This is a genomic window from Paracoccus sp. SM22M-07 (genome assembly GCF_001887735.1).
Taxonomy (GTDB): domain Bacteria; phylum Pseudomonadota; class Alphaproteobacteria; order Rhodobacterales; family Rhodobacteraceae; genus Paracoccus.
On sequence record NZ_JPKW01000001.1, the window covers coordinates 24,292 to 41,769 of the forward strand.

The 17,478-nt window shown below is 61.1% G+C and carries 22 protein-coding genes; 8 read left to right on the forward strand and 14 right to left on the reverse strand.

All coding sequences use genetic code 11. The features are described from left to right. Positions 1–255 precede the first annotated feature (255 nt). The 3 genes from IE00_RS00125 to IE00_RS00140 all read left to right on the forward strand — a co-directional run bounded on the left by IE00_RS00125 (position 256) and on the right by IE00_RS00140 (position 2,918). On the forward strand, positions 256–1,254 hold the full coding sequence (locus IE00_RS00125; RefSeq protein ID WP_072295048.1) for an SDR family oxidoreductase: 999 nt from the start codon (positions 256–258) through the stop codon (positions 1,252–1,254). 127 nt (positions 1,255–1,381) lie between these two features. Beyond that, positions 1,382–2,233 carry a DUF305 domain-containing protein gene (locus tag IE00_RS00130; protein WP_072295049.1) on the forward strand — a complete coding sequence of 284 codons (852 nt, stop codon included), beginning with the start codon at positions 1,382–1,384 and terminating at the stop codon, positions 2,231–2,233. Between the two features lie 352 nt (positions 2,234–2,585). Continuing rightward, a complete protein-coding gene (locus tag IE00_RS00140) occupies positions 2,586–2,918 on the forward strand; it encodes a DUF2934 domain-containing protein (RefSeq protein WP_072295051.1) in 333 nt (110 codons plus the stop codon). Here the strand turns inward: IE00_RS00140 and IE00_RS19620 are convergent. Together IE00_RS19620 and IE00_RS00145 are read right to left on the reverse strand one after the other, a co-directional pair. After that, positions 2,915–3,415, reverse strand: a complete 501-nt coding sequence (locus IE00_RS19620; RefSeq protein WP_205949635.1) for a hypothetical protein — start codon at positions 3,413–3,415, stop codon at positions 2,915–2,917. The genes IE00_RS00140 and IE00_RS19620 overlap by 4 nt on opposite strands. Positions 3,416–3,478: 63 nt before the next feature. After that, a complete protein-coding gene (locus tag IE00_RS00145) occupies positions 3,479–4,495 on the reverse strand; it encodes an SDR family oxidoreductase (protein ID WP_072295052.1) in 1,017 nt (338 codons plus the stop codon). A gap of 211 nt (positions 4,496–4,706) precedes the next feature. Between IE00_RS00145 and IE00_RS00150 the strand changes: the two genes are divergently transcribed. Further along, complete coding sequence (locus IE00_RS00150) at positions 4,707–4,988, forward strand: hypothetical protein (RefSeq protein WP_072295598.1); 282 nt, start codon at positions 4,707–4,709, stop codon at positions 4,986–4,988. Positions 4,989–5,313: 325 nt separating this feature from the next. Here IE00_RS00150 and IE00_RS00155 read toward each other — a convergent pair whose 3' ends face one another. From IE00_RS00155 to IE00_RS00200, 9 genes are all read right to left on the reverse strand, one after another. Beyond that, positions 5,314–6,678 (reverse strand): NAD(P)/FAD-dependent oxidoreductase, encoded by a 1,365-nt coding sequence (locus IE00_RS00155; protein ID WP_083553927.1) that lies wholly within the window; start codon positions 6,676–6,678, stop codon positions 5,314–5,316. After that, positions 6,638–7,213, reverse strand: a complete 576-nt coding sequence (locus IE00_RS00160) for a ferritin-like domain-containing protein (protein WP_240493750.1) — start codon at positions 7,211–7,213, stop codon at positions 6,638–6,640. Before IE00_RS00160 ends, IE00_RS00155 begins: the two co-directional genes overlap by 41 nt. Before the next feature lie 338 nt (positions 7,214–7,551). Then, positions 7,552–8,409: an SDR family oxidoreductase gene (locus IE00_RS00170; protein ID WP_072295055.1), complete on the reverse strand. Its 858-nt coding sequence runs from the start codon at positions 8,407–8,409 to the stop codon at positions 7,552–7,554. A gap of 90 nt (positions 8,410–8,499) precedes the next feature. Further along, positions 8,500–9,063, reverse strand: coding sequence for a response regulator (locus IE00_RS00175; protein ID WP_072295056.1), 564 nt, complete (start codon positions 9,061–9,063; stop codon positions 8,500–8,502). Positions 9,064–9,179: 116 nt separating this feature from the next. Then, on the reverse strand, positions 9,180–9,923 hold the full coding sequence (locus tag IE00_RS00180) for a DUF2243 domain-containing protein (RefSeq protein ID WP_072295057.1): 744 nt from the start codon (positions 9,921–9,923) through the stop codon (positions 9,180–9,182). A gap of 26 nt (positions 9,924–9,949) precedes the next feature. Then, a complete protein-coding gene (locus tag IE00_RS00185) occupies positions 9,950–10,912 on the reverse strand; it encodes an NAD(P)/FAD-dependent oxidoreductase (RefSeq protein ID WP_083553929.1) in 963 nt (320 codons plus the stop codon). Positions 10,913–11,114: 202 nt separating this feature from the next. Further along, positions 11,115–11,939: a manganese catalase family protein gene (locus IE00_RS00190; protein WP_072295059.1), complete on the reverse strand. Its 825-nt coding sequence runs from the start codon at positions 11,937–11,939 to the stop codon at positions 11,115–11,117. Positions 11,940–11,996: 57 nt separating this feature from the next. Beyond that, positions 11,997–12,497, reverse strand: a complete 501-nt coding sequence (locus IE00_RS00195) for a ferritin-like domain-containing protein (RefSeq protein ID WP_072295060.1) — start codon at positions 12,495–12,497, stop codon at positions 11,997–11,999. Positions 12,498–12,570: 73 nt separating this feature from the next. Continuing rightward, positions 12,571–12,801, reverse strand: coding sequence for a hypothetical protein (locus tag IE00_RS00200; RefSeq protein ID WP_072295061.1), 231 nt, complete (start codon positions 12,799–12,801; stop codon positions 12,571–12,573). Between the two features lie 117 nt (positions 12,802–12,918). Between IE00_RS00200 and IE00_RS00205 the strand changes: the two genes are divergently transcribed. From IE00_RS00205 to IE00_RS00215, 3 genes are all read left to right on the forward strand, one after another. Further along, positions 12,919–13,524, forward strand: coding sequence for an SRPBCC family protein (locus tag IE00_RS00205; protein WP_072295062.1), 606 nt, complete (start codon positions 12,919–12,921; stop codon positions 13,522–13,524). Then, the gene (locus IE00_RS00210) at positions 13,524–14,693 is read left to right on the forward strand and encodes a zinc-dependent alcohol dehydrogenase (protein WP_072295063.1); all 1,170 of its coding nucleotides are present in this window, start codon (positions 13,524–13,526) and stop codon (positions 14,691–14,693) included. The genes IE00_RS00205 and IE00_RS00210 overlap by 1 nt, the downstream gene beginning before the upstream one ends. Positions 14,694–14,770: 77 nt before the next feature. Beyond that, on the forward strand, positions 14,771–15,220 hold the full coding sequence (locus IE00_RS00215; protein WP_072295064.1) for a DUF892 family protein: 450 nt from the start codon (positions 14,771–14,773) through the stop codon (positions 15,218–15,220). A gap of 118 nt (positions 15,221–15,338) precedes the next feature. Here IE00_RS00215 and IE00_RS00220 read toward each other — a convergent pair whose 3' ends face one another. Then, complete coding sequence (locus tag IE00_RS00220) at positions 15,339–15,953, reverse strand: cysteine hydrolase family protein (RefSeq protein ID WP_072295065.1); 615 nt, start codon at positions 15,951–15,953, stop codon at positions 15,339–15,341. A 74-nt stretch (positions 15,954–16,027) separates the two neighbouring features. After that, positions 16,028–16,501: a sigma-70 family RNA polymerase sigma factor gene (locus IE00_RS00225; protein WP_072295066.1), complete on the reverse strand. Its 474-nt coding sequence runs from the start codon at positions 16,499–16,501 to the stop codon at positions 16,028–16,030. A gap of 325 nt (positions 16,502–16,826) precedes the next feature. Here IE00_RS00225 and IE00_RS20005 point away from each other — a divergent pair, with 325 nt between their 5' ends. Further along, entirely contained in the window at positions 16,827–16,988 is a 162-nt protein-coding gene (locus tag IE00_RS20005) for a hypothetical protein (RefSeq protein ID WP_170864060.1), read from the forward strand. Between the two features lie 39 nt (positions 16,989–17,027). On the opposite strand, the gene IE00_RS00230 is transcribed toward IE00_RS20005, so the two are convergent. Further along, complete coding sequence (locus IE00_RS00230) at positions 17,028–17,387, reverse strand: response regulator (RefSeq protein ID WP_072295067.1); 360 nt, start codon at positions 17,385–17,387, stop codon at positions 17,028–17,030. Positions 17,388–17,478: the final 91 nt, after the last annotated feature.

The following is a 17,478-nucleotide window of genomic DNA, read 5'->3' on the forward strand; positions in this document are numbered from 1 at the left end:
GCTGTCCTCCACCGTTCCGGCCCTGTCGCCATGCGGGCCGAAGATTGGGGTCTGCAACGCGGCGACGGTGCCACGAACAGGTAATGACGCTGTTTGTTCCAGCATTCAGGCACCCGTGCACTATTGCGCCCCACACCCCTCTATGCCGGTCCGGCGGGAACATATGCCCGCCCGAACGGTTGCGGGGCCGGGAATGCCGCGCTGATTTGACTTCCGTGACAGGCCGAACCCCCACGAATCATGAAAGGAACCTTCATGTCCGACGATCTTCCCCAAAACCCCGACCGGCGCAGGATGATGGGCGGCATTGCCGGTGGTGTCGCAGCTGCCGGTCTTGCAGGCGCAGCGCAGGCGCAGCAATCGGGCAACGACGCCGCGCCACTGACCCGGATGCGCGATCCTCAGACGGCCTATCCCGAACCACCCTTTCCCAAACAGCAGCAGGACTGGCCAGGTCTTGCAAGTCGGATGGATCCGGTCCCTGATCATGGCGAAGACAGCTATCGCGGCGCAAACAAGCTGCAGGGGCGTCGCGCCTTGATCACCGGGGGTGACAGCGGCATCGGCCGCGCCGCCGCCATCGCGTTCGCCCGCGAGGGGGCGGATGTGGCGATCAACTACCTGCCCGACGAGGAAGAGGACGCCCAGCAAGTCATAGCGCTGATCGAAGAGGCGGGCCGCCGCGCCGTGGCCATCCCGGGCGACATCACCGATGCCGATTTCTGCCAGCAACTTGTGCAGCAGGCGGTGGACGAACTGGGCGGGCTGGACATCCTGGTCAACAATGCGGGCTATCAGCAATCGTCGCCCTCGATCGAGGATATCTCGGAAGAGCAGTTCGACCAGACGATGAAGACCAACGTCTATGCGCCCTTCCGCATCACCAAGGCCGCCCTGCCGCATCTGAACGAGGGCGCGTCGATCATCATCACCGCCTCGGTCGTGGCCCAGCAGCCGCCCGAGAACCTGTTCGATTATTCCCAGACCAAGGCCGCCAACGTGATCTATGCGCAGGTGCTGGCCAAGCAGCTGGCCTCTCGCGGGATCCGCGTCAACGCCATCGCGCCCGGCCCGTTCTGGACACCGCTGCAGGTCGTCGGCGGACAGCCCGCCGACGCGATACCCGAATTCGGGTCCACGACCGCCATCGGCCGTCCCGGCCAGCCGGTCGAGATCGCGCCGCTTTACGTGCTGCTGGCCAGCGCCGAATCCAGCTATTCTACTGGCCAGCTGTTCGAGGCGACGGGGGGGTAATGCCCACGGGCCTCCGGGCAGGCAAAAATCTGCCCGGAGAGTCCGACGCCTCGCACCCCTGCGCCGCACGATGGCACGGTGACCTCTAACCGTTCGCACGAGGCCGCATCGAAAAAGGGAGCCCCCAATGTCCTATGCCCGTTTCGCTCTGATGATCGCTACCTCGACTATCGTGATGTTCGGCCTGATGTATCTGAACACCTACGCGTCCGAGCATGTCTTCTTTTCCGAAACGCGGGTCTACATGGCCATCATGATGGGCGCGGTGATGGCCATCGTCATGCTGGCCTTCATGCTGGGGATGTATGAGAAAACGCGGCTGAACATCGTCATTTTCGCGGGCGCGGCAATCGTCTTTGCGGGATCGCTGTGGCTGGTGCGCAGCCAGACCACCATATCGGGGGTCAGCTACATGGGGGCGATGATCCCGCATCATTCCATTGCAATCATGACCTCGGAACGGGCGGGGATCGAGGATCCGCGCGTGAAGAAGCTGGCCATGGAAATCCGCGACGCCCAGCAACGCGAAATCGCCGAGATGCGCTATCTGATCGCGGATGCGGGCACTGCGGACGCGGTCCATCAGGACCCGCCCGCGAAAGCGGGTACGGTTCAGGATGCCTTGTCCAATACACTGATATCGCAACTTGATCCGGCCACTGTGACACAATCCGAGGCCGAACAGATCCTTGGGAAGGACCCTGAATGCGCCTTCCGCCGCACGGCAGAAGGCGACCCGATCCTGTGGACCCCGCAGGATAGCGACCGCGCAACGATGAAGCTGAACGGCGTGTTGCTGTCACTGGGTTCAAGTGGTGAAGCCGACAGCGCCATGACCTTTGCTGCGCAGGGGATAAGGGTCGACATCCGGCCGCTTGGCAACGATGCCAGTTGGCGCGCCGATGCGGAACTGGTCTTCCGGTTGGAACATGGCCTGACCATCGGCTATCGCGGCTTTTACGACTGCGGGCAGACCTAGGCGGAAAACGTCCCTGAGGGCGGGAACATCGGCGGCCTGAGCAGGTTCAGCGGTGACCACCACAAAGGAGGAGGTCATGACCAAACGCCCGCCACCCGTCCCACCCGAAAACCGCAGCGACAAAGGTCCCGCTACCACCGGCAGGGACAATTTTGCGCCCGTTTTGGCCCAGCCTGATCCTCGACAGGAAAATGGGGACCAGCAGGGGCGACAGGAAAACATCCGACAGAACACGACCCATCAGGGCCATCAGCAAAACAGATAGGCCAATCCCTGCACGGCGGGCCGTGGCGTCCGCATACACACCGTATGACGCAGGCCAAATGCCGGCTTCTCATCAAAGGAGACAGAAATGGACAGAAACGAACAGATCCGCCAACGTGCCCACCAGATATGGGAGGCAGCGGGTTGTCCCGACGGACAGGATGCCGAACACTGGCGGCAGGCCGAGCAACAGCTGAGCCAAGAGGGCGAGACGCAGGGCACGGACATGCAGGAAGATCTGGCGGACGTGATGGCATCGCCCCAAGGTGATATCCCTGATCCGGGTCAGGCCGACGGGCATATCATCACCGAAGAGGAAGGCGGCCTTTCGGATATGCCGGACGAGGCGCAGCAGGCTGTGGATGATCCCATGTCGCAGTCGTCCAAACCGGGCCGCAAATCACGTATGGAAAAGCCCTAGGATCGTGCTGCAGAAATGCCTGGCCGAACGCTGGACCGGCAACAGCCAGTCCAGCAATTTGTACAACCGGCCGCTTCCGGTGGACTGGACCCTACGCCATGTGCAAGGTTCACCTGCTCATGCCACTGCGCTTCAGGCCACAGCACCTCTCGACAGACCGGCGGCGCCTTCAGCCGCAAGCTCGCGCGCAGACAACGCGAGATAGGGTCACCGAGTGCATCAATGTCAGTCAGCTGCAGCAACGGGCGCAACAGCCAAAAAATATTTGCGTATCCGACCTTCTGGATCAGGTAGTTCGGGATCAGTGTGATGATTGGGCTATGAAACAGCCAGATCTCGTGAAGGCGGGGGATGCCGGGCATGTCGATCTGCACCAGCCCGTCTGGCCTGCCCGGCGCGCCGCCGTCCTTCATCCTGCGGACCAGCGCTGCAAAAGACCGTGGGTCCGTCATGATGGGCAGGCAGCGGGCCGCTGGCAACGATCCGCAGATCGCCAACAACCGGTTTCAGTGACGCAAACGGCCAATAGCCACGTGTGACATAACGTCATTCTTTTAAGATCATCGGGATCTGCGATGATCACGGCGGCTGCCACCATCACGGCGAGCCGACAGGATCAACGCCAGCGTTCCAAGGCTCAGCATCATCACCCCCGCAGTGACCCGGACAGACGGTCCCGGCGACCGTAGGCCACCGTCGATGCCTCCCGGTTTGGCAGGGGGGTGAAAAATGTTTCCGTTGCTGCGGGGAATAGGCTGGGCGCGTGCGAAATACCGTCGCAGGACCCTCCCCGTCGCCTTCACCGTCACCTGTGGCGAAATCGCGTGTATCAGGCGCAACGCCACCGTCGGGACGCCCAGCATGGTCGTCGGCCGCGGCCTTAGGGTCAGCCGCAAGATGGCCTGTGCCACCCTGCGGGCATCCAGGATGGGCGGCGGGACTGTTAATTTTCGACCAGTGTAGTTGGCTCCGTGACCGATCCCCGGTGTATCGACGAACGACGGATAAACATCGCAGACGTGGATGTGCGGATGGTTCATCAGTTCGCCCCGCAATGCCTCGGAGAACCCGCGCAGGCCGAACTTGCTGGCGCTGTAGGCGGTGGCATAGGGCACTGCAGAAAAACCGCCAACCGAGATCATGTTGATGAAGATGCCCCGCCCCTGCTTGAGAAACACAGGCAAGACTGCATGCGCTTCGTTCAAGCGCCCCAAAAGATTGGTGCGCAGAACTTGTGCATGGGCCGTCAGCGGAACCTCATGAAATAGGCCGACCGCGCCGACGCCAACATTGGCGATCCAGACATCGATCTGACCGTGCTTGGCCAATGCCGCATCGGCAAGCCTTTCGACCCGCTCGGCATCGGTGACGTCCACGGGCACTGCCACCGCCTGTCCGCCCATCTGCCTGCATCCTTCAACGACAGTCTGCAGTGCCGCCTCGTCGCGTGCGGCCAGAACAAGCCGGGCACCATTGCGCGCAAACAGTTCTGCCGTCGCCTGCCCGATGCCGCTGGAGGCACCGGTAATAACGACAACCTTGTCGCGCACTTGAAGATCGGACCTGTGCTGAACCATGAGAACCTCTCTTTGCCATGATGATCCGGGGCCTTGCCCCTTTGACAGCTGGGACGCTGAACCGGGAACTGCCGCAAGTGTTCCTGCCCGCGTGCATTATTTCAGGGCACGGCAGATCCGACTTTGACCAAAAAACTGTTGCGCGGGAACATTCGCCGGACCGGGCGGTTGCAACGCCCCAATGTTGAAAAGCCTGAACACGGAGGACAAGATGGCACATGCGAACAGCAAGAAGTTCGGTCCCGGCCAACAGGATCATGGGAAAGGCGACGGAAGCGGCGCCATGGGCCCTCTTGATGTCGACCAGCTGCCCGATAACGAGATCCTGAGCAATCGCGATACCTCGCGCCATTCGGACCAGCGCGGCTTGGATGGCCGGCACGTCCAGACCGAACAGCATCACAACCATGTGGATGACCACTCGCAAGGAACGGGAGAGCCAGGCGCCGCGGCGGACGACAAGCGGCCGCCGGCCGGCCGCGTTTCGAATTGACGCAGGATGGGTGCAACCGACCGGCACCACGCCCTATTCGACAGATATGACCCGCACCCATCCAAATCAGGCGTTGATTCCGATTTGGGTGGGCCCGCATCCGCCGACCCATGTGAACATGCCATCGGGTGCATTCTCAATAGGTTGGCGCACTGGTAAGCGTTCAAGCTGGTCATCCCCATCTTTTACGATCTTTTCGGCCTCCTTTCGGGGGCGGGACATAGCTGCTGGTTCCTCTTGGGCAGTCCGCCCACGCAGCATCATGATGATGACAGCAGGATGGATCAGCCCGTCAGTCGCCGTAACCGGCAGACCCGCTATTGTGTCAGGATGAATCTGCCTTTGCAGGATGCGTGTCTGACATGGGCTGAGTGGCCCGGTGCGATGGCGCATTGTCCACTGCGATCAGCCGCGCGCCCCGTTCATAGGTCATATACCGCCACAACCACTGCACCGAGACAAGGAACCGCTTCTGAAAGCCGATCAGCAGATAGACATGAATTATCGCCCAGGACAGCCATGCCAACCACCCTTTTATCTTGAAGCGCCCTTGTTCGAATACTGCCGCATGGCGACCGACGATGGCTGTGTTGCCACGACCCTGATACAGAAACGCCGGCAAAGGCGCACTGTCATTGATCTGGGCGACCAGAGCCCGCCCCAGATGGATGCCTTGCTGACGGGCCACTTGGGCCAGGCCGGGCAGTAGGCGACCATCATCGCCAGCGCAGGCGGCCACATCGCCGATCGCAAAGATGCCGGGATGGCCTTGGACCTGCAACGTCGGATCGACCCGAATGCGGCCTGCTGCATCCGTCGCGCCGATCTGACGCGCCAGTGGCGAGGCCGTGACGCCCGCAGCCCAGATCACGACACCCACAGGCTGGCAAGTCCCCGCAATGGTGATTGTGTCGGGGCCGATATCCTCGACCGCCTCTCCATGACGCACTGTGACGCCAAGCCGCGTCAGGCGGTCAACGGCATAGGCCGACATTTCTTCGCTAAAGCCTGACAACAATCTTGGCCCGGCTTCTACTAGCATGACGCGGGTGCTTGCGGGATCGATGCTGCGGAAATCGTGCAACAAGGTATGGCGGCTCAACTCGGCGATGGCGCCTGCCAGCTCGACGCCCGTGGGACCGCCGCCGATTATGGCGATGGTCATCAGGCGCTGACGTTCGGCGGGATCGGTGGTACGTTCCGCTTGCTCGAACGTCAGCAACAGTTGTGACCGAATATGGCGAGCGTCTTCTATCGTCTTTAGTCCCGGAGCCCATTGCGCCCATTCGTCATGGCCAAAATAGCCATGGGTCGCCCCGCTGGCCAAGACCAGATGGCGAAAGCCGATCGTATCACCGCTGCACAGATCAATCCGCTGTGCGACGGCATCTATCCGGAAAACCTCATCATAAATCACCTTGACCGAGGCGTGGCGGCGCAGGATCCTGCGGATCGGCACCGCCACATCGGTAGCCGACAAAGCCGCGGTGGCGACCTGATACAACAGCGGCTGGAACAGATGGTGGTTGCGGCGGTCGATGATGGTGGTGGCGATGCCCGCACTGCCCAGCTGCTTGGCCACCTCCAGCCCGGCAAAGCCTGCACCGATGATCACGACTTCGGAGCGGTTACTGTCCATGATGAGTCCTTCAGATGTCAGCGCGCTGATCCGATGCGGCCAGCTCGGCATATCGGCGCGTCACGGCATCAATGCTGTCATGCAATGCAGCGGCCATGCGGCGTTCCTCGTCCAGGCTCTGCTGCAACAGAATCGCAGAATTCCCCGCCCCGCACAGATCAGCGCCTGTGATCAGGGACAGATAGACGGCGATCTCGAAATTTTCGAACGCATGGTTGGCAAATGTGTTCTTGAGGATTTCATCGCGTGCCATGGTGTGTCCGACCGCGGCCAAGCTGCCTGAAAACGACAGGGCGGCGTCCTTGAAACCAGACGCCGACGCCCCGACGCTGTCCAGAACCTTATCCAGACGCCTGATCTGTTCTTCCGTTTCGCGGATGTGGCGGTCCAGCAAGGCCGATACTTCGGGATAGTGTTCCAACCGGTTCAGTTGGGGCTGCATGATGGAAAGCGCCTGCTTTTCCATCGCGTGGGCGTTGCGCAGCCCGTCGACAAAGATCTCCCGCGCCGTCATTTTCTTCGCCATGGAACCCTCTCCCCTATGGTATGGAGGCGGCTGAACCAGCCGGGTACAGCTTTGTTCCAAGGTATTTTCAGGTCAAACCGATGCGGAAAGCCACCCTCCAGGCCGGCGTGCCGGCCCAAAGGCGAGGTCTGCACTGCGATCTGCTGCAAGCCTCGCATATGAGGTTTGGCACGGATCTCCCTCAGTAGGTGCCCGGCGGATCGCTGGCTGGAAAGGATTCGTCCATCCGCTCATCCGTCTTGGTCCATTCATGGGGTGGATCACGCATCTGGTCGGCCCCGGCATCGCGGATGGGGCGACCCGCGCTGACGCCGGTTCGCCGCACTGCAGACCTGACCAAAAGACCTGCCCCTGCAAGGGCTAAGAAAATGGCAAGATTTCTGGTCATGGCACCCGCCTCAGATAATCGGCTGACCGCCGGTGACGGCGATGGTGGCGCCCGAAACGTAGCTGGACATCGGCTCGGCCAGCATCACGTAAGCCGAGGCCAGTTCTGCAGGCTGGGCTGGTCGTCCCATCGGATAGCTCTGGCCAAATTTGCTGACCTTTTCGCCGGGGAAGCTGGCCGGGATCAGCGGCGTCCAGACGGGCCCGGGGGCCACGACATTCGCACGAATGCCACGTTCGGCAAGCATCTGGGCGAGGCCGGCGGTGAAGTTCTGGATCGCACCCTTGGTCGTGGCATAGGCCAGAAGCTGGGGGTTGGGCTGGTCCGAATTGACCGAAGCCGTGTTGATGATTGCGGACCCTTTACCCATGTGGCCGATGGCAGCCTTTGTCAGATGGAACATCGCATCTATGTTGGTGGCAAAGGTATAGCGCCATTCCTCGTCGCTGATATCCTCGATCTTGGCAAAGCTGCGCTGGTGGGCAGCGTTGTTGACCAGAATATCGATGCGGCCGAACCGGTCGACGGTCTGCGCGATAACGTCGCGACAGTTTTCTGCCTTGGAAAGGTCGGTCTTAATCACCAGGCATTCGCGTCCGGCCTTGCGGACCAAGTCCGCGGTGTCCTGCATGTCGCCGCCTTCATCCAGACAGACCAAGGCAAGATCGGCCCCTTCGCGGGCATAGGCGATGGCTACGGCGCGGCCGATGCCGCTGTCGCCGCCAGTGATCAGCGCAACGCGCCCCTCAAGGCGGTTCGCGCCTTTCCAGCTGTCCTCGCCATGATCGGGGACGGGGTCCATCTTGCGAAAGCTGCCGGGCAGGTCCTGTTCCTGTTCCGGAAAGGGCGGATAGGGATAGTCGGTCATACGCGGTCTCCTGTGGCATTCGTCTCCGTGCTGGACGGAACGGTGCCTCCAACCGCCGACGATGTGCAATGTTCCCGCCTGTCTGCGCCCCTAGTGGAAATGGCAGGTCAGGTTATGGGCAATTTCGTCATCCATCAGGCCAATCATCAAGGCCCGCAGATCGCCCACGACCGTGTCATCCTCGACCGCGCTGATGGTTTGCAGCATCACGGCTTCAACCAGCCGTTCGGCCGCCGCGTTGTCCGAGGTGACCAACCGGACATAGGACAGCATGTCCATCATCACATCCTGCACCCCGTCCCTGTCCCCGAACCTCAGCCGGTGGGCGCGCAGTTGCAGCAGCAGACTGCGGGTCGAACTGGGTTTGCAATGGATCGACTGCTGCCGGAACCGCGACGGAACATCTTGTGCTGTATAGCCGGTCAGAAAAACGAATGGCACGTCCTGCTGCTTTAGCTGATCGGCGATACAGAACGAGGTCTGGCCACCCAATCGCACGTCCAGTATCGCCGCGTCGGCATCATTGCTGGACAGGCTGCCCATCGCTTCGCCGATATCCCCGAAGGGACCGATCACTGTGTCGCCCAAGCTGCCGATTTCGCGAGTCAGCTGCTCGGCAATCAGGAACTCGTCTTCGACCACCAGAATGCGCATGTTACCTCCGGATCCCACATCGTATGCTTGATCCTATCTGGTCACAATGACACTGCCCATTAAACATACCGCAAAAGCGCGGCGATTTCGGCAAGAATTTGCCTGTCGTGCAAAGACTATGCGCGGCTCCAGCTGAAGCAACCCACAGGCAGACCCGCCCCTGCGACCAGCAGTGCGCCCTTGCCATAGAGGCGCCAGCCCCCGCCGTCGGGCATGTCGACGACCGCCATCGACCGCTCCGTATCCATCCAGATGACCGAAGCACCGGCCAAAGCCAGCCGGTCGCGGACCTGCGCCGCAGACAGGGTTTTGCGGAACAGCACAGATGTCAGCGTATTGCCGTCGGGCGGTTGAGCGGCCCATGTGCCGGCGCCAATGGTCAGCACCAGCAAGGTGGCAATGACACCGCCCAAGGGTCGGCCCGGACCTCGCGGTCCCAAGGCCAGATACAACCCGGCAAAGATGGGAAGAATGCCGAACCCGATCAGCCAGCCCAAATCCCACAACAGCGGAACCGCGCTGTCGACCTTGATCCGGTGGATACCCAGAACCCAATGCGACAGCACGGCATCGACGCTGTGCCACAGCCCGAATCCGACAGGCAGCATCGCCCAGAGGCGGCGTCGCGGATCTTTGTCGATCACCGCGCGCCAATGCCACAAGGCCGCCAACCCCGCCAGCGCCACGATGTACATCGCCAGATGGAAATAGCCATCCCACAGGATCTGCATCCGCATATTGTCCATGTCCGGCACCAGGCTAAGCAAGTGGTGCCATTGCAAAATCTGATGCAGCAAAATGCCGTCAAAGAAGCCGCCCAGTGCGAAACCCAAGGCCACGGCTGGCAAATACGTCTTCATTCTCGACCCTCATACAGGACCGCGCCCTATTTGGCCGGCACATCAATCACCCTGGCCTCGGTGGCGCGCAGGATGCTGTGGATGCGGCTGGCCGCGATCTGAGCTTGTCCTATCGCGGTGCCGATCTGGTTCAGCCCCGTCGTGACGTCGCCAGCCGCGAACAGGCCTGCGACCGACGTTTCCTGATGATCATCAGTTACGATCCGGCCATCCGGTGCAGGAACCACGCCAAGCCCGGTGGCAAGATCGGCCTGCGCCACGGCGCCCAGACCCGACCAGACCGCGTTGAGCCGCAGCGGCGAGGCCCCTGGTCGGTCCAGCGTCACTCCCTCTCCGGACAAATCCCAGGTTACGTCCGGGGATTGGTCAATCACAACCCCTGCATTCCGCAGCGTTGTCCGATCGTCAGGCGACAGTTGCGCCGGCGCGCCAAGTGTCATCAAGGTAACCTGGCGTGAATAGTGTGTCAGAAACAGCGCTTCAGACGCAGCATGGGCATCCGTGCCAATGACTGCAACCGACTTGCCCGTTGCCTCATATGCGTCACAGACAGGACAAAGTCGCAATTGACCTGCCAGGACCGCGGCCCTGGCATCAGCGATCGGAGGCAGCCGATCGACCACCCCTGTGGCCAGAATCACGCGGCGCGCGACGCGCAGGGAACCTGCCAAGACTTCGAAGCCGCCGCGCGGGAGGCGATCAAGACGCAGGACACGCTCAGGCAGGATGGGAATGCCCAACTCAGCGACCTGCTGTCGCATACGATGCAGCAATTGCGCACCGGGGATACCAGCAGGATGACCGGGATGGTTCCAGGTGCGCGGGATCAGCCCAGTCCTGCCCTCTCCGACATCGATGACGATCACGCGCCGCCGGAAGCGGCCAAGGTGGATCGCTGCCGTCAGGCCCGCCGGACCGCCACCGATGATCACGCAATCCAACATCGCGCCTGCGCCCGCACGAACGAAAGGGGGGCGTGTCACGGCCATGGACGGACCGCCGTCCAATGTGGTTTCGTTGGAACAGTGGCAAGGGTCATGGCCGTGGCACCTATCACCACCATGTCGTACCGTCGCGGCGCAATTCCGAGGCTTGACGATCCGCGGGTGATCGATCCGAGTGGCATGTGGATCATGCTGCGTCCTTCAAAGATTGTCATGTCGGCGCCCCCAAGGACGCCGACACAGGGTTTTACATCTGTTCGGTCTGTGCACCGCTGCCTGTTCGGGCCGCGCCAAGATCGGGGCGCTGGCCCAGGGCGGTCATGGGTTGGGACGTGAACTGCCCCTTGCCGTCAATCGACGGACCCTGCGTCCAGCGGCCATCCTCCAGCGCGCTGCCGTCGGCCTGGAAACCCAGGAAGGCATAGCTGAATTCGGACTGTTCTTCCGCCTGCGGAAAGCTGTTGGGGATCGGAAAGACGCTCTCTTCGCCGCCCAAGTCCTCCAATGCGGCCATCCACTGGTTCTGATGCATCGTGTCCCGCGCGATCAGATAGGAGAGCATGTCCTTCATGCCCGGGTCGTCGGTCATGTTGTAAAGCCGCACGGCCAATGTGCGGCCGGTGGATTCCGCGGCAATATTGGCGGTCATGTCGGCGGCGATATTGCCGCTGGCATAAATGTGGGACATGTCGAAGGGCACGCCATCACTGTCCACAGGCATTGCAGACAGCCCGGACGACAGAAGGTTCTTGAGGTTCATGCCACCCATCACCGCCTCGACCATCTTGTCGCGGGCGCCCTCTTCCTGCATCGTCAGAGGGGCGCCTTCCAGGTTGAGGGCGACGGCGGTGGCCAGCATTTCGATATGGCCCAGCTCCTCGGTTGCGGTGTTCATCAGCAGATCTCGGAACTTGGGATCGCCGCGCGCCCCGCATGCTTGAAAGAAGTACTGCATTGCCACGCGGATCTCGCCCTCGACGCCGCCGATGGCTTGCTGCAGCGCGCGGGCGAAAAGCGGATCGGGCTTCTCGACCCGGACGGGATATTGCAGCTTGTTGTCGGTATAGAACATGGATCACTCCGGTGTTTGGGGACCACTGGCGCCTGTCATTCGCACAGGGTCGTTGCTTTATCCCTGTTTGCCTTCGGCAGCGGCGTTGATGACAGTTTCGGCCAGCTTCGTCAGGGCTTCGTCTGTTGCGATTTCCTCTTGCAGGGTCTTGTCCAGCAGTTGCTCGGCATCGCCCAGACCCAGCTGAGCGGCCCATGTTTTCAGCGTGCCATAGCGGGCGATCTCATAGTGCTCGACGGCTTGGGCGGTGGCCAGAAGGCCCGCATCCAACGCTGGACTTCCCTTGAATTCCTCCATGATCTCCTGTGCCTCGGCAATGATGCCCTCGATGGCATCGCAGGTCTTGCCACGAGGCTTCTTGCCGATCGCATCGAACACATCGGACAAGCGTTCGTACTGTGCCTGCGTTTCCTGTTCATGGGTCTCGAAGGCCGATCTCAAGTCGGCATCCTGCGCCGCACGCGCCATCTTGCGCAGCGCGGTGCCAATCTTGCGTTCGGCGTAATAGATGTCCTTCAGCGTTTCATGGAACAAATTGTCCAGTGTCTGTTCAGCCATGATTGCTCTCCTTGACGTTTGGGGCCGCTGAACCGGCAATCGTGGCGAATGTTCCAAGCCGCCCAAGGAAAGTTCACAGGGCGACGAGCAGCACGACGACGATGCCGACGATCACCGCCAGCGGGATCGCGACTGTGGCCAGAACCATCATCGCCCCGGATCGGGCAGAAGCTCGGTAATAATCCATGTCGGCGGGCAGACCGCCCTCGCCGGCGGATTCGTCCGTTGTGGGCGCTTCGACAGGATTGTCTGCGGGCGCATCGGGTCTTTCGGTTTGGGATGAACGGTCGCGATGCTGGGTCATGGGCCTCTCCTGTTGTGGCGGAGCGCGTAACCGGCAGTATGCCGATATGTTCCCCTTGGAACATTTGTGACTTGGCGCGGTTCAGCGGCCCTCCCCCGTCAGGAAGGAACATTCGCAATGACCGAACAGAGATCCGTACTGGAACCCTTGCTTGGGCTGGCGGCCCTGGCCGTCGGCGTCAGCGCCTTGATCCGGCTGAAGTCCACCCGCCCGCCGGACAGTGCCCCATCCGGGTCCGAACGCGGGCTTCACCTGGTCGGGCCACGCCATGTTGCACGGACAGTCACAATCGATGCTCCGCGCGATGTGATCTATGAGATTTGGCGCGATCCGCAGCGCCTGGCATGCTTCATGCACGACATCACAGGGGTCGAGGGAACCCCCGACTATCCGATCTGGCTGCTTGGCGGCCCCGATCAACCTGTCCGTGTTGCCACGCAGTTGGCCGACGACAGGCCCGGACACTCGCTGACATGGCAATCGGTTCCGGATGCAGACGTCCGGGTCACGGCCGGCGTTCGCTTGCGCGATGCCCCCGGCAATCGCGGTACCGAGGTGCGGGCGCACCTGACCTATCATCCGCCGCACGGCGCGGCGGGCCACTTGATCTCGCGCCTGTGCGGGACCGATCCTGAAATGCGTGGGCGACAGGACCTGAAGCGGCTCAAGATGCTGATTGAGACCGGAGAGATCGCCACCGCCTCGAACCAGAGGAGCAGCTGATGCGTGCGCTGACATGGCATGGCAAGAACGACGTCCGCGTCGACACCGTCCCGGACCCCCAGATCGTGAACCCGCGCGATGCGGTCATCGAGGTTACGGCGACCGCCATCTGCGGGTCCGACCTGCATCTGTATGACGCGGTCATCCCCGGATTGCAGCGGGGCGACATTCTGGGCCACGAATTCATGGGGAAGGTGGTGGAAACCGGCTCGGCATCGACCCTGACCAAGGGGCAGCGGGTGGTGGTGCCTTTCACGATCTCCTGCGGGAACTGCTTTTTCTGCAAGGCGAGCCTGTATTCTGCTTGCGACAATTCCAATCCCGCCGAAACACAGGAAGCGTCAGAATTGCTCTATGGCCATTCCGTCAGCGGATTGTTCGGCTACTCCCACATGACCGGCGGCTATCCCGGCGGGCAGGCGCAGTATGTGCGGGTGCCGTTTTCTGATGTCGGGCCGATCGTCATCCCCGACGGTGTATCTGACGAAAAGGTGCTGTTCTTGTCGGACATCTTGCCCACCGGTTGGATGGCGGCCGAGAATTGTGACATCGGTCCGGGCGACACGGTTGCTGTCTGGGGCGCGGGGCCGGTGGGGCTGTTTGCGGCGCAATCGGCACGGCTGATGGGGGCCGCACAGGTCATCGTCATCGACCACTTCCCCCATCGCCTGCAGCTGGCCCGCGAGATGGGGGCCAAGGTCATCGACTATCGCCAAACCCATGTTCTGGAGGCGCTGATGGAGATGACCGGCGGGTTGGGCCCCGATGCTGTCATTGATGCGGTCGGCATGGAAAGCCACGGCTTTTCACCCGACAACCTTCTGGATAGCGCGAAACAGAAGATCGGTATCGGCGCGGATCGGGCACATGCGCTGCGCATGGCGTTGATTGCCGTACGCAAGGGGGGGCGCGTATCGATCCCGGGCGTCTATGGCGGCATGGCGGATAAGTTCCCCTTGGGCGCGCTGATGGAAAAGGGCCTCCAGATCCGCACCGGCCAGACGCATGTGCAGCGCTATACCCGACAGCTCTTGGACCTGATCATGGAGGATCAGATCGATACGACCTTCATGATCTCTCACCGGCTGTCGCTGGAACAGGCGCCTGAAGGCTATCGCAACTTTCGCGACAACCAGAACGAATGGACAAAGGTCGTCTTGAAACCCTGACAGAAAACCGGGAACAAACCGGCCCCGCACCGGTTGCACGGTCCCCTTTGCGGATCGACCAACAGAAAGGACCAATCATGGCCACCACCGTCGGCACTGAAGACACGATCAACGATCTTGTCACGAACCTGATCCTGCTGGAACGCGACGCCATCGCCGCCTACGAGTCCACGATATCACGGTTGTCGGACCCGGCATTGTCCCAGCAGGTCGAGGCATTCCGCCAAGATCACCTGCAGCATTTGGACGTCCTTAACGAAATCGCCGCCGAAACGGGGGCCGAGGCGCCGGTCGAAGGCGACATGAAGCAGATGCTGACGACGGGCAAGGTCGCGCTTGCCGACCTCATGGGCGACGGAGCGATCTTGAAAGCGATGCGCACCAACGAGGATGACACCGTTTCCGCCTATGAACGCGCGTCCAATCATCCCTCGGCGCTTCCCAAGACGCTGGCCTTCTTCCAGAAGGCCTTGGCAGACGAATGTCGGCACCGTGACTGGATGGAACAGACTGCCGACATGCTGTGAAGGACAACCGCGCGCTCCCCTAGGTTGTCCTTCGGGACCGGCGCTCTGCCCCTGCGCCGGTCCCTTTTCATGTCTGAGGATTTGTCACCGACAGCGACGGCTTAACTTGGGCGCAGGCTCAACTGTTGTCGTGCCACGCAGCGAGAATTTGCCCGGCCGTGGCTGTTTCAATCTGCTGCCCCAGCCTGCTGCGAAACAGCCTCAAGGCCGCGTCATGGGTCTCATCCGCCGATGAACAGACCGCATCTGTCGCAACAACAACCCGAAAGCCCCGATCCACCGCACCCAAGACCGTCGCCAGCACGCAGATATCCGTCTCGGCGCCCGATATGACCAATGTGCTGATCCCCAACCTGCGCAACGTGGCCTCAAGGTTTGTCTGAGCCCATGGTGAATAGACGGATTTGTCATAGATCTGTCCTGATCGGGCAAGCCTATGCAACCGGGGCAACAGTTCCAGCCAAATCGGCAGGAGTTCATCGCGCAGAACCTGCGGCCAACTTCCATAATAGCGCCCCCAGCTGCCCGGCGCGTCCACCAACGATCGTGGCGGGATGAACCGAGTGAAGAATGTCCGAGGCGCGAGTGCGGCGGTCAGCATTTCAATGGTGGGCAAGGTGGTTTCCACCCACTGTGCACCCCATGGCGCACCGGGCGCGAACAGGTTCTGCATGTCGACGCATATATGCGCCGCCTCTTCCCCCAAGGGACCGAACCTAAGACCGTCTTTCAAATTCGCCTCCTGCCTTGACGCATGGCAGCGTCGAACCGGCGGCGGACAGCATTGTTCCCGAGCGTTCGTCAGATTTAGAACTCGGGCTCCAATTCGCGTTTCAGGATTGATCTGGCGCGATTAATCCGGCTTTTGATGGTTCCTATGTCGCATTCCAATATCTCGGCTGCGCGGATGTAGCTTTCGCCCAGAACCGACACCAGCACGATCGCTTCGCGGTAATGCGCGGGCATCTTGGCAAGCTGCACCCACAATTCCTGGTGTCGCAGGTGCCATTCCTGTGTTGCCTGGCTTGAAGGTTTATCCGATACGCAATCTTGCGATCCCGTCCGTTCGCGCGCCGATTTTCGGATGTTGGTATAGAAGCGGTTGCGCATGATGGTGAAAAGCCAGGCCCTCATATAGGTGCCTGGCTGGTACTTGTCCGCATGTTCAATAGCCCGCAGCAAGGTTTCCTGCACGAGATCGTCCGCATCCTGCATTCGCCCGCACAGGGAACGCGCATAGGCGCGCAGCGCGGGAAGATGGTGTAATACGTCGTCTGACATCGGCGCCCACCCCCTCAAAGAGAAATGAAACCTATGTTCAACGCACGCAGATATTGCAGGTTCCTGCCATTTGCACCGTTTGGTTGTTTTTCTCATCTAGAACCCACGAAGTCGTGTTTGGCCGGAACATCACCCCCTCGTTGCAGGTTAAACGGACCAGACAACACAGTAGTGCCTGCGCGGTTTTCGCAACGGTGCTTGCGCCATAAGGACAAATCCGCGAATACGCGTCAAATGTTGGCTGTAGAGGCACACTGTCCGTGATATTCAGGGACAGTTGTTAAGTATGTGGTTCGGCAGTCGCCCGAACAGGTTTGAGGTCATGATGAGCAAGATGGATTCCCGCCCCCCACAAGACGAGATGGACGACAGCATGAAGGAATTGCTGATCGAGATGGAAAAGGTGGCCGTTCCCCCCCGACTGCAAGAGCTGGCACATCGGCTGGAAGCTGCGATTGCAGCGTCGAAGTCACGTCGGGACACCTGATTGCGCACCTGGGGAGACATGGGTCAATTGCACACCTGATCAGTTTCTGCTCATAGCCAACGCGATCGCCGCATCAATGCAGCCTCCGTCAGTGAACGGCTTTACGAAATGTGGGACGTCTGCAAAGCGTTCTGGCAGATCTTTTTTTTCATACCCCGTTACGAACACGAACGGGATGCCACGCTGTGTCAGAGCATCGGCCAGAGGATAGGCCATCTGCGCACGCAGCTGGATGTCCAGAATGACGGCATGCGGAGGACGCCGCGAAGCCAGTATCTCGAGTGCTTGCGGAATCGAGCTCATCGGCCCCAGAACGATCGCGCCACGGTCATCCGCCTCCATCGCAAGATGCCGAGCGGTCCAAAACTCATCTTCCACGATCAGAATTCGATAGGCCATCAATACTTCCCACGTTGAATCCGGCTGGCTAACCAGAAAGTCGCAGACATGTTCCTGAATATTCGGAACAAAAACCCATGATCTCGGTTCA